Annotated in this window: 4 protein-coding genes; 2 read left to right on the plus strand and 2 right to left on the minus strand. The window is 55.9% G+C overall.

Annotation, left to right across the window (positions count from 1 at the left end):
* Positions 1-12: 12 nt before the first annotated feature.
* Positions 13-1,191 carry a M20 aminoacylase family protein gene (locus ACZ5FM_RS15985; protein ID WP_312947132.1) on the minus strand — a complete coding sequence of 393 codons (1,179 nt, stop codon included), beginning with the start codon at positions 1,189-1,191 and terminating at the stop codon, positions 13-15.
* Between the two features lie 622 nt (positions 1,192-1,813).
* On the opposite strand from ACZ5FM_RS15985, the gene ACZ5FM_RS15990 reads away from it, so the two are divergent.
* Positions 1,814-10,297 carry a glycoside hydrolase family 94 protein gene (locus tag ACZ5FM_RS15990; protein WP_464039207.1) on the plus strand — a complete coding sequence of 2,828 codons (8,484 nt, stop codon included), beginning with the start codon at positions 1,814-1,816 and terminating at the stop codon, positions 10,295-10,297.
* A 249-nt stretch (positions 10,298-10,546) separates the two neighbouring features.
* Here the strand turns inward: ACZ5FM_RS15990 and ACZ5FM_RS15995 are convergent, their stop codons facing one another.
* Positions 10,547-12,307, minus strand: coding sequence for a glucan ABC transporter ATP-binding protein/ permease (locus tag ACZ5FM_RS15995; RefSeq protein WP_259149021.1), 1,761 nt, complete (start codon positions 12,305-12,307; stop codon positions 10,547-10,549).
* Between the two features lie 324 nt (positions 12,308-12,631).
* Between ACZ5FM_RS15995 and ACZ5FM_RS16000 the strand changes: the two genes are divergently transcribed.
* A complete protein-coding gene (locus ACZ5FM_RS16000; RefSeq protein WP_275643383.1) occupies positions 12,632-13,369 on the plus strand; it encodes a helix-turn-helix transcriptional regulator in 738 nt (245 codons plus the stop codon).
* Positions 13,370-13,452: the final 83 nt, after the last annotated feature.

A 13,452-nucleotide genomic window follows, 5' to 3' on the forward strand; every position in this document is an offset into this window, starting at 1 on the left:
GTGAGATCGCTTTCACGCCTTGAGGTAATCCTCGACCAGTTCTGCCCAGAACGCCGTGCCGATCGGCAGAATGTCATCATTGAAGTCATATTTGGGATGGTGAAGCGGCGGATCGTTTTCCGTGCGTGCACTGCCCAGGAAGAAATAGGCACCGGGTCGCTTTTCCAGCATATAGGCAAAATCTTCAGCCCCCATGGAGGGGCGCGACATCTCTGCTACATTGTCATCGCCCGCAAAACGTCGAGCGAGATCAAATATGTAATCCGTTTCAACCTTATGATTAATGGTGGCGTTATAACCACGCTGATAGTCGATATCGACACTCATGCCGTAGCTTGCGGCCTGTCCTTCTGCAATCAGACGAATGCGCTTTTCCAGCTCATCACGCACTCCGGGATCGAAGGAACGAATGGTCAGCGACATCTGCGATGTCTCGGGAATGACGTTACTGGCAACACCGGCATGGAACGCCCCAACCGTCACGACGGCCGACAGCTGCGGGTGAATGTTGCGCGACACGATGGTCTGTAACGCCATGATGATGCTTGCACCCGCCACGATCGGATCTGAAGCATCCTGGGGCTCGGCTCCATGCCCTCCATAACCCTTTACGGTGATGGTGCATTCATCGACGGCCGCCAGCAGCGGTCCGTCACGGAGGATAAACTTGCCAAAAGGCTGGCCGGGATCATTGTGCAGGCCAAATACCGCATCACAGGGGAATTTTTCGAACAGGCCGTCCTCAATCATGATGCGGGCCCCACCGAAATTTTCCTCGGCGGGCTGGAAAATCAGGTGCACGACGCCGTCGAAATTCCGGCGCTCGGCAATGATCTTGGCTGCGCCCAGCAACATTGCCGTATGACCATCGTGTCCGCAGGCATGCATCACGCCGGGATGCTCGCTCTTATACGCGGCACCGGTTTCCTCGTGAATCGGCAGCGCGTCAATATCCGCCCGGATACCGACAGAACGCGTGGAACTGCCATTGCGAAGAGTGGCGACAACACCTGTACCGGCCAGACCGCGCGTCACCTCATAGCCCAGAGCCACCAGCTGTTCCGCGACAAAATCCGAGGTCTTGAATTCCGAAAGCCCGATTTCAGGAAACCGGTGCAAATGCTGTCGCGTGGCAACCACGTCGGGCATGTGGTTTGCAAATTTTTGCGAAACGGAGAATTGGCGCGTCATGATCAGCTTCCGGTATATTCAGTCTTATGAACATGTGCTTGGACAATCGAGATCCAACACACTGAAAGATGAAGCTTTAGCAGCATCCGGACAGGCTTGTAAGGCCTCCACATGATCCGTGAATTTCACCAAAGCAGCGGGGCAAAAATGACTTTGCGGCCCCGACTACGTTTTGTCGCGCAAAGGGGCCAAGGCCATTGAAATGATTCAACTCTTGCATCCAAACGCAACAGGTGGCATGGAACTGTAAATGGTCCGGTTTGGTCTTTTGCTACAGGCGGTTAAACGCCCTTACGAGTGAAATGATGATCACGAAGGTAAAACCGGAAAACCATGTTGGCTTGGGGGGAGTTCGCCAGATCGCACGCGATTGCTGGGGCAGTTTGTCCTGAAGAATGCGCTTGCCTCAAACGACTGATATTCAACGATTTCCGACACTGCGACCCAAAAATGCCACTATCATGGGAAAGCAGAGTTGTAGTGAATTAATGACTGTCTGAACAAAAAATCCATATTTTCGTTCAGACTATAGACTGGCCTGCCCAAGCAACGCCGAAAGTCCTTTTTGGTGTTGCGAAGCGGGTAAACAATTAAATCTTTCATCACACAGAATTACGAGCCGATGTCCTTCCATATCACGCCGAAAGCCGCCGCCCGTGAAGCCGAGAGCAAGCAGATCGATCACAACGATTCGATCCGCTCTGACTATCTTGCTATGGAGGAGCTGAATGCATATGGCGCCTCTCTGTCGCGGGACGGTGCAAGTGACCTCCCTGGGTTCATGAGCTTCGATTTCTTCGCCCGCCACCGGGAGAATGAAAAGGAGATTTTACGCGTCTATCGCGCAACAGCGGCCGATGTGGAAAATGGCGCAACGATCACGCCAGCCGCCGAATGGCTGTTGGACAATCACTACGTCATCGAGGAAGCCATTCAGGAAGTTCGGCGCGATTTCCCGCGACGCTTCTATCGCCAGCTTCCAACCATGCAAATCGGTGATGTCACTATCCCGCGCGTCATGGCGCTGGCATGGCTTTATGTTGCCCACACGCACAGCACGGTTTCCCGTGAAAGCCTGACGGCACTGGTTGAAGGTTACCAGACCACAAATACCCTGCAGATCGGCGAGCTGTGGGCGCTTCCGTCCATCCTGCGTTTTGTGCTTATCGAAAACCTGCGCCGCATCGCGTTTCGCGTCGACCGCTCGCGTCGTATGCGCCAGAAGGCCAATGAGGTTGCCGACGAGATCATTCGCCTGAATGACCCGGAAGCATCCGTCGAGGTTCTCAAACGCATCGACAGTTTCGCTGAAGATCGCACCTTCGCGACCCAGTTCCTGTATCGCCTGCGCAACGGATCGCAGAGCTCAGGTTTCGCCGTTTCCTGGCTGGAAGAGCGCCTGATCAGCGCCGGTACAGACGCCGAAGAAGTGATGATGGCGGAGCATAACCGCCTCGCCTCTGGCAACGTGACGATGGGCAACATCGTCAAGAGCCTGCGTGAAATCGACGATACCGAATGGTCTGTATGGTTTGAAGAGGTCAGCCATATTGACAAGGTGCTGCGTGAGCACACCGATTACAGTGTTCTGGATTTCGGTTCGCGCAACACCTACCGCAACACGATCGAGCTGCTGGCGCGCCGTTCCGGCAAGACAGAAGTGGAAGTGGCACAGCTGGCGGTCGACATGGTCACCGCAGCAGAACAGGCCAATGAACACCATCCGCATGTTCCTAACGTCGGCACATTCCTGGTCGGACGCCGCCGCAAGGAGTTGGAGGAAGCGATTGGCTATCGCCCGCTGATTGCCCAGCATGTCGTTCGTTCGGTGCGCAAATTCCATTGGATGGCAGTTGCGGTTCCAGTTGTTCTGCTGACAGTGCTTGCCATGACCGTAGCCGGTTGGCTGCTGGGTCGCGCCGGCATGGAATGGTACGTCATTCTTGCCTTCCTGCTGATGTTTTCTCTGCCTGCATCCGAAGGTGCAACGGGCCTGTTCAACACGTTGGTCACGCTGTTCGTCAAGCCGTTCCGGCTTGTCGGATACGAGTTCAAGGAAGGCATCCCGCAGGATGCCCGCACGCTTGTTGCGGTTCCCTGTCTGATTACCAACCGCGATAGCGTCGATGAACTCGTGCGTAACCTCGAGGTCCATTACCTCGCCAATCCGCATGGCGCGATTTCCTTTGCGCTGATCAGCGACTGGCGTGACGCCAAGACCGAGGAATTGGCCGGCGACCAGGAAGTTCTGGATTATGCCCGCAAGGAAATAGCGCGTCTCAATACGCGTTACCCATACAGTGACGGCCAGCGTTTCCACATTTTCCACCGCCGTCGTCTCTACAATCCGTCCGAAGGCGTGTGGATGGGCTGGGAGCGCAAGCGCGGCAAACTGCACGAACTGAATCTGCTTCTGCGCGGCGACAAGGACACCAGCTTTATCGCAGGTCTCGAAAATGTACCGCTCGATGTCCGTTACGTTATGACGCTTGATGCCGACACACGCCTGATGCGTGAAGCAGTTACCAAGCTTGTCGGCAAGATGCACCACCCGATCAACCGCCCGGTTCACGATCCAGAAACCGGACGTGTCATCTACGGTTACGGCCTTCTGCAGCCGCGTGTAACGCCATCCCTGACCACGGGCAAAGACGCGTCGGTGTTCCAGCGCGTCTATTCGATCAACCGAGGTATCGACCCTTACGTCTTTACCGTGTCGGACGTCTATCAGGACTTGACCGCCGAAGGCACCTTTACCGGCAAAGGCCTTTACGACATTGACGCGTTTGAAACCGCCCTTAAGGGTCAGGTGGATGAAAACGCCGTTCTCAGCCACGACCTTCTTGAAGGTTCGTTTGCGCGCTGCGCCCTGATCACCGACGTTGAGCTGGTCGAAGATTTCCCGACCCGTTACGAAGTGGAAGTATCGCGCCAGCATCGCTGGGCACGTGGCGACTGGCAGCTGCTGCCTTACATTCTCGAAGCCAAGCGTGGTGTGACAGCCATTGGCCGCTGGAAGATGATCGACAACCTCCGTCGCTCGCTGACGCCGATCGCATGGTTCTTCGCATCTGTTCTCGGCTGGTACTTCATGGACCCGCTCGGTGCGCTGATCTGGCAGATACTGCTGATCTTTTCGCTGTTTGTGGCTCCGACCCTGTCCATTCTTTCGGGCATTGTTCCGCCAAGCACCGACATCATTCCACGCGCGCATTTCCACACGCTTTGGTCTGAAATTCGCGCCACAAATGCGCAGGTTGCTCTGCGTATCGTGTTTATTGCTGATTCTGCCTGCATGATGACCGACGCGATTGGTCGCTCGCTTTACCGCCTGTTTGTCAGCCACAAGCTGATGCTGGAATGGAAAACGGCGGCAAGCGTGCAATCCAGCGCGCAGGGCAGTATTACCGACTATTACCGCACCATGTGGCATGCACCGGTTATCGCGCTTTTGGGTCTGCTGTTTGCGGCACTTCCAGGCGACAATGCCTTCCTGGTCGGGATTCCATTTGCTGTGCTGTGGGTATTGTCTCCAGTCGTCGCCTGGTATGTCAGCCAGTCGGCTGAAACCGAAGACCGTCTGTTTGTGGCCGATCACGTCTCTGACGAACTGCGCAAGATCGCGCGTCGGACATGGCGTTATTACGAAGAGTTTGTCACGCCCGAGCAGAACCACCTGCCGCCGGACAACTTCCAGGAAACACCGCAGCCGCTTGTTGCCGAGAGAACGTCTCCGACCAATATCGGCGTTTATCTGCTGTCGGTGATTTCGGCCCGCCATTTCGGTTGGATCAGCTTTGCAGACACCATCGACCGGATGGAAAAAACCATCACCACCGTCGAGAGCATGGAGAAATACCGCGGCCACCTGCTCAACTGGTACCACACCGATACGCTGGCGCCTCTTGGCCCGCACTATATTTCGGCGGTGGACAGCGGTAACCTTGCGGGTCATTTGATTGCGGTGTCGTCTGCGTGCCGTGAATGGTGTGAAGCGCCATCCGCTCACCTTCAGGGCAACCTCGATGGTATTGGCGACGTCGCCGGTATTCTTCAGGAATGCCTCAAGTCCCTGCCGGACGATCGCAAGAACCTGCGACCGCTGCACCGTCGTCTCGAAGAGCGCATCACCGGCTTTGCCAATGCCTTAGCATCGGTCAAGCGCGAACACGAGTTTGCATCGATCCGCGTCATCAATCTTGCTGTGCTGGCACGTGACATCCAGAAACTCGCTTTCAACCTTGATCACGAGGTCGATTCCACACAGAGCGCCGAAGTCACCCATTGGGCGGCACTTCTGGTCAATGTCTGTGAAGCACATATCTCTGACAGCGCTTTCGACCTGACCAATATTGAACCGGTGCGTCAGCGACTCGCCGCTCTGCGTGACCGCGCGCGCTCCCTCGCCTTCTCGATGGACTTTACCTTCCTTTATCGCAAGGATCGTCGTCTACTTTCAATTGGTTACCGCGCAGATAGCAAGGAATTGGACGAAGCCTGCTACGACCTTCTGGCATCCGAGTGCCGTCTGACCAGCCTTTTCGCCATTGCCAAGGGCGATCTGCCAACCGAACACTGGTATCGTCTTGGCCGCCAGGTCGTGCCGGTTGGTGCGCAGGGTGCGCTGGTATCATGGTCCGGCTCCATGTTCGAATATCTGATGCCGCCACTGGTCATGCAGGAGCGTCAGGGTGGTATTCTCAACCAGACCAACAATCTTGTGGTTGTTGAACAGATGAACCACGGTCGTCGCCTCGGCACGCCGTGGGGCATTTCTGAAGCGGCCTTTAACGCCCGCGACCACCAGATGAACTACCAGTACACTAACTTTGGTGTGCCGAGCCTCGGTCTCAAACGTGGCCTTGGCCAGAACGCAGTGATCGCACCTTATGCGTCGATCCTCGCCAGCCAGTACAATCCGGAAGCAGCCCTCGAAAACCTCGAGAAGCTGCGTAAACTCGGCGCACTTGGCCAATATGGTTTCCACGACGCCGTGGACTTCACGCCAACCCGCGTGCCGGATGGCAAGACATGCGCCGTGGTTTACAACTACTATGCCCACCACCACGGCATGTCGATTGCAGCCATTGCCAACGTGGTGTTCGACGGCCGTCTGCGTGAACTTTTCCATTCCGATCCGGTTATCGAAGCCGCGGAACTGCTGTTGCAGGAAAAGGCACCGCGCGAAATACCGGTCATGAGCGCCAAATACGAGCCGGAAACACCCGGCAAGGAACAGGCAGATCTGTTGCGCTCGGAAGTGCGCACCGTGACAGACCCGGCCATCAAGGACCGCGAAGTCGTGTTCCTGTCTAACGGTCACTATTCGACCATGCTAACCGCCACCGGTTCGGGTTACTCCCGCTGGAACGGCCTTGGCATATCCCGCTGGAAAGCAGATCCGACCGAAGACCGTTGGGGCACCTTCATCTTCCTACGCGACACGACGACAGGTGAATGGTGGAGCGCAACCACGGAACCAAGAGTAGCCGAGGGAGAAAAGACAAAGGTCGTGTTCAGCGATGACAAGGCCGAGTTCCATAAGACCACAGGCGACCTGACCAGCACCGTCGAATGCATTGTCGCCACCGAGCATGATGCCGAAGGGCGTCGTGTAACATTGCTGAACGTTGGTTCGGAAGACCGTTACATCGAAGTGACGTCCTATATGGAGCCGGTCATTGGTGCAGAAGACGATGACAACGCACACCCTGTCTTCTCACGCATGTTCCTGCAAACCGAAATCGGCCGTCGTGGCGACGTCATTCGGGCATGGCGAAATAAACGCACCCCGAATGAACCGGGCACCGTTATCGCGCACCTGACAGCCGACACCACCGGTACATCGCGTCCGACAGAATTCGAAACCGATCGCAGACGCTTCATCGGCCGCGGCCGCACGCTTGCGGAAGCAGCAGCCTTTGATTCCGGCGCAAGCCTTTCAGGTTCGGACGGCGTTACGCTCGATCCAATCCTGTCTCTGCGCCGTGTTGTCCGCGTTCCGGCCGGCAAGAAAGTCAGCATCATCTTCTGGACGATTGCTGGACCAAGCCGCGAAGAAGTCGATAAGGCGATTGACCGCTACCGTCACCCGGATGCGTTTGCCCACGAGCTTGTTCATGCCTGGACAAGAACCCAGGTGCAGATGCGCCACGTTGGCGTTACCTCGCAGCAGGCTGCCGCTTTCCAGCATCTCGGCCGTTATCTGGTCTATCCGGACATGCACATGCGCATCGATGCGGCGACTGTCCAAAACACGCTCGCATCACAACGCAAGCTCTGGCCATTGTCCATTTCGGGCGATTATCCGATCTTCAGCCTGCGCATCAATGACGACATGGACATGGAAATTGCGCGTGAGGCGCTCAGTGCCCATGAATATCTACGTTCGCGCGGTGTACTGTTCGATCTGGTAATCGTTAATGAACGCGCCACCTCTTACGCGCAGGACATGCAGCACGCGCTGGATGTCATTTCCGAAGGACAGCGCCGTATCAACCCGGCAGATGGCGGCAAACCGCATGTCTTCTCCGTCCGCAAGGATTTGACGGATGAGGAAACATGGGCAGCCTTGCTGGCTGCGTCGCGCGTCGTCCTGCACGCCCGCAATGGCAAGATTGTCGATCAGGTCAACCGTGCAGTGTCGCTATTTGCAGCGCACCGCACACCGGATGGCAGCGACAGCATTGTTCCACTGCCCGCCGAGCAGTTCCCGGCAGCCCAAGCCGTGGACGACAAGGGCGATCTGGATTTCTGGAACGGCTTTGGCGGCTTCAACAAGGTTGGTGACGAATACATCGTGCGTCTGCGCGGCGGTCAGTCGACGCCGCAGCCGTGGATCAATGTGATCTCCAATGAAAACTTCGGTTTCCACATTTCAGCAGAAGGCGCAGGATTTAGCTGGAGTCGCAATTCGCGCGACTATCAGCTGACACCATGGTCGAATGATCCGGTCAGCAACCGTCCGGGCGAAGCATTTTATGTGACTGATCTGGACAGTGGCAAACTGCACAGCCCGCTCGCCACGCTGTCACGTAATCCGGAGCTTGTCTTTGAAGCCCGCCACGGCTTTGGCGTTTCAAGCTTCACGGTTGAAGACAATGGTCTGGCGCTTGGCCTGACGCAGACGGTAGACCGCAATCATCCGGTCAAGCTGTCACGTTTGACCATCAAGAACACCGGCGGCGAAACTCGCCGCCTGCGGACCTATGGTTATGTGGAATGGGTGCTTGGCAATAATCGCCAGAAAACCGCACCGTTCATCCTCAGTTCGCATGACGAAGAAACCGGCGCACTGCTTGCAACCAATGCCTACAGCATTGACTATAGCGGCAACTTCGCCGTCTTTGCGTCAGACAGCAGCAAAGCCGGCTACTCGACCAGCAGACGCGAGTTCATCGGTCGCCATGGCAGTGTTGTCAAACCAAAGAGTGCGGCAACAGGTGCAAGCCTGTCAGGCAGCATCGAGCAGGACGGTGATCCGTGCGCAGCACTGAGCCAGGATCTGACACTGGCGCCGGGCGAAGAAAAGAGTGTCCTGTTCTATCTTGGCGACGCCGACAGTGCTGACGCTGCCAAGGCACTGGTAAAAGATATTCGCGCGACGGATTTTGACGCAACCGTCAAAGCAAACCGCGATTTCTGGAATGACTTTACCGGCCGCCTGCAGGTTGAAACGCCAGACAAGGCGTTTAACCACATGGTCAATCGCTGGCTGCCCTATCAGGCCCTGTCTTGCCGTATGATGGCACGCACCGCCTTTTACCAGTCGAGCGGCGCATTTGGTTTCCGTGACCAGCTGCAGGATACACTTGCCTTCCTCATCCAGCAGCCGGAACTGGCCAGAGGCCAGATCATTCGTGCAGCTGGCCGCCAGTTCGCGGAAGGCGACGTTCAACACTGGTGGCTGCCAAACAGCGGCGCGGGTGTACGGACACTGATCTCGGACGACGTTGTCTGGCTTGGCTTCGCCATCAATCAGTATCTGGCGGCAACGGCCGACACCGCTATCCTTGAGGAACAGATCCCGTTCCTGAAAGGCCAGCAGCTTCTGCCGGGTCAGCACGACGCATTCTTTGAGCCTGAAGTTTCGAGCGAAACGGTAAGCCTCTATGAACACGCGGCGCTGGCGCTTGATCTGGCAATTGCCCGCACCGGCGAAAACGGTCTGCCACTCATTTTGGGCGGCGACTGGAACGATGGCATGAACCGTGTTGGCACCAGCGGACGCGGCACCAGCGTGTGGCTTGGCTGGTTCCTGGCCGGTACGTTGCGTGACTTCATCGGTGTTGCCGAACAGCGCGGCGACCATAAACGCGCCAAAGCGTGGAAAATCCATCGCGATCGACTGCGTTCAGCACTCGAAACAGCCGGTTGGGACGGTAGCTACTACCGTCGTGGATATTACGACGACGGTACGCCACTCGGCTCCTCTGAAAGCGACGAATGCCGTATCGATTCTCTTGGACAGAGCTGGAGTGTTCTGTCCGGTGAAGGTGAAGATGCCCGTTCGCAGCAAGCCATGAATGCCGTGCTTGAGCAGCTGGTGGATAGTGAAAAAGGCATCATTCGCCTGTTCACACCACCGCTTTCCAAAACCGATCAGGATCCCGGTTATATCAAGGCCTATCCGGCCGGTGTGCGTGAGAATGGTGGCCAGTACACCCACGCAGCCACCTGGGTTGTGATGGCGCTGGCCAAACTTGGTCGCACGCAGGATGCATGGAAATGCTTCTCGCTGCTGAATCCGGTCAACCATGCGACCGATGCCACCTCGGCGGAACACTATCGCGTTGAGCCTTATGTCGTAGCAGCTGACGTGTACGGCGAAGGCGCTCTTGCCGGTCGTGGTGGCTGGAGCTGGTACACTGGCTCTGCCGGTTGGCTCTACCGCGCAGCCGTCGAGAGCATTCTTGGCCTGAAACGTGAAAATGGCGAGCTTCACATCAATCCTGCTATTCCGCAGGAATGGGATGGCTTCTCTGCCGACATCAACGTCGATGGCAAGGTCCGCAAAATCACGGTTAAGCGCTCCGGCGATACTGTGACTGTCTCGGTGGATGGCAAGCCACTGGACGCCGCAAAGCGTACAATCAAGCTCGGCTAAGTCTCTTCTCCGAACCGACACCGGTTCGGGATGAGGACGAACCTCAGACGATAACCGCCACCTGCAAGGGTGGCGGTTCTTTTTTGTCTGCAGTCTGCGTATTTCAAATGAGGGGCGCTCAATACCAGCCAGCAATACGGAGGTTCTGGCCGACCAGACAGCCTATGATGGACGGCACAAAAAAACCTCCGTTCGCAAACGGAGGTTTTCAGATTAATGACAATCGACAGATGACTGAGGTTCAACCCATCAGGTCAAGGCAGGAGCCGTTTGGCGATTGCCCTCTTCCGCCAGGATGCCACTGGTGCGCAGAAGCGATGCAAAGCGGCCGTCACGGGCACTCAGCTCATCAAACGTACCCATTTCAATGATGCGTCCGTGATCTAGGAACAGCACGAGGTCAGCGTCCCGCACGGTCGAAAGACGGTGGGCAATAATGAAGGTGGTGCGGTTCTTGCGCAGAGTATCGACCGCCGCCTTGACGCGCGCTTCTGTTTCAACGTCAAGCGCACTGGTCGCCTCGTCAAGAACCAGAATAGGCGCATTCTTCAAGATGGCACGTGCGATCGCAACACGTTGGCGTTCACCACCCGACAGACGGTTACCGCGCTCACCAACATGGGTGTCATATCCCTCCAAACGACCAACGATAAAATCGGTCGCCGCAGCCGCTGTCGCAGCTTCAGCAATCTCGGCATCCGTTGCATCCATGCGGCCAAGTCCAATATTGTCACGGATACTGCGGTTGAGAAGACCGGCATCCTGGAACACAGTGGCAATGTTGTTGCGCAAGGATTTGCGCGTCACCGTCGAGATGTCGATATTATCGATGAGGATTTTGCCCTGGCCGGGATCATACACACGCTGCAACAGGTTGATGAGCGTAGTTTTACCGGCACCGGTCGGCCCAACAATAGCAATTGTCTGCCCCGCTTGCGCAATAAATGAGACGTTGCGAACGCCCTGCGTGGTATTGACAAAATCAAAGGACACATCGCGGAATTCCACCGTGCCTGCCGCATGGCCAAGATCCTTGGCATCCAGTGGTTCTTCACGGTCCTTCACGCTGTCTTCCAGCGTGAAGAAGTCTTCGAGCTTGGAGCGGGCTTCGAAAATCTGTGTCGCAAAGGCACGCATTTGATCAAGACGACCAATCAGCAGGTTGGCAAAACCGATAAAGGCAATGACATCGCCAACGCGCAGTTCGCCGCTGCGAACCAGAAGTGTGCCGATAATCAGAATGATCATCATCGATACGGTGGATGCCGTGCGGTTCAACGCACTAGCCAGCGCCCACCAGTCTAGAACAGGATACTGTGCGCTCAACAGGCGCTCGGTAAAGCCCTTCAGCGCCTTTGTCTCTGCTTCAATCCGGTTATAGCTGTGCAGCACGGAGACGTTGCTGATCGAATCGCTGACATGCGAAAAAACCGTGTGGTAGTGTTTTTCCACAGCAGCCTGACCATTCTTGGTCCGCTGCATGACCATTCTGCCGATGATCCAGTAAACCACACCCAGCGCAATCAGCACGAAGCTGAGACGCAGATCCATGGAAATGGCTGTCGGGATAAGCAGCAGCAGAGCGACAGCTGTTGCCAGGTGCGTGCGCATGAATTCCAGCCACAGACCAAACAGGGTTTCACTGGCGCGCAGAAGCGTGTGCAGCGCATTGGAGGTACCACGTTGCTGGTGCCAGGAAAGCGGCATGGAAATGATGCGCCCGAAGGCTTCTGTCAGCAGGGTAGCGCGCCGTCCGTGCGCCAGCCGGTCGGCCTCACGCGCCACAAGCACATAGGCAATGGTGTTGAAAACACCGAAGGCCGCCCAGATCATCAGGATGCCGGTTGCATCACTGCCGCTCGAAATCGCATCAATAATGCGACCGAACAGAATAGGCTCGGCAATGCTGATTGCCGCCAAGATGACGTTGGCGATCACAACGATCCCGACGCGCAAACGGTTTTCTGCGAGATAACGAAGGGCTCTTGCGTAAACCTGAAACAGTGTCAATTTCGTATCCAATCCTCATGAAGCCGGCTTCAAACTCCGGTATTCATTTTTCGCCTTCGGGTGCACGCGCAAATCGCACGCGAAGTTCAAAAAAAGTCCCTGTGCTGAACTATCAAATAAACCGCACAACTCATAGCATTTGATGGTTCAATGGTTTGTATTTCCTGGAGAGCATGGCAAGATTTAGCCGTTGTGTTTTAGGTATTGATAACCAAATGGGGTGAAACCTGACCGCGGTCTAACCTGCGTAACATGACGTCACCAAAAAACGGTTCGGGTCCATAGTTATTTAGGATTTATGCCAATTTCGGGACGTGCATCGTCATGCGTCATATAAATGAGTTTCTTTTCATCTGCTCGGAAGCCGACACGAGAGAAGAACTTCTGACTGGTTTCGGACGCCTTCTGGAACAGTATAACTTCAAGTTTTTCATATTTTTCAAGCGTTCGCAGGACGATGTGGACGATCTTGGCACTCCTCTCGGCGAAAAATTGCCGGAGGGCTGGCGCGATTATTATCACAGCCGCAAATACCCGCTGATCGATCCGACACGCAAAATGCTGGCCTCTTCCCATCGTCCGTTCAGATGGCAGAATAGCGTTGGCCCGTTCAAGCCAACCGCATATCGCAAGCGTATTGCCAGATTGTTTCAAGATAGTGCCCGTTACGGCATGACCGACGGATATGTCTTCCCGATCCACGGCCGTGGCGGCTTGTTGGGCAGCGTCTGGATTGCAGGCGAACCGGGCGACATGGCGCCTTCGGAATTGGCACTTTTTGATGCCGCTGCCCGCGCCACCTTCTGGCGCCTTCTGGAACTCTCACAGGACGATGCTGCAAAGCTGGACATGCCGCTGCCACCGGAAATTCGTCTCACCCAGAGAGAGATGGATATTCTGATTTTGCTGTCAAAGGGCATGACGTCCCCAGAAATGGGCAAAGAGCTGTCAATCTCCAGTCATACGGTCGACTGGTATATCAACGGCATTCAGCGGAAGCTCCATGCCCGCAATCGCCAACATGCCATCGCTCTGGCATTCCGCTACGGACTTATTTCCTGATCTCAACCGATTGGTCTTCTGTCGAGCGAACGCTTTGGCGCTGAATAGCCCTTCCCAAGACAGGGTTTTGCTGCTTAATTTCG

The organism is Agrobacterium sp. 5Ca50 (assembly GCF_055381905.1).

Bases quoted from the DNA above. Each gene is read 5' to 3' on its own strand.
- ACZ5FM_RS15990 (WP_464039207.1), top strand. From the start codon at position 1,814: ATGTCCTTCCATATCACGCCGAAAGCCGCCGCCCGTGAAGCCGAGAGC.
- ACZ5FM_RS16000 (WP_275643383.1), top strand. From the start codon at position 12,632: ATGCGTCATATAAATGAGTTTCTTTTCATCTGCTCGGAAGCCGACACG.
- ACZ5FM_RS15985 (WP_312947132.1), bottom strand. From the start codon at position 1,191: ATGACGCGCCAATTCTCCGTTTCGCAAAAATTTGCAAACCACATGCCC.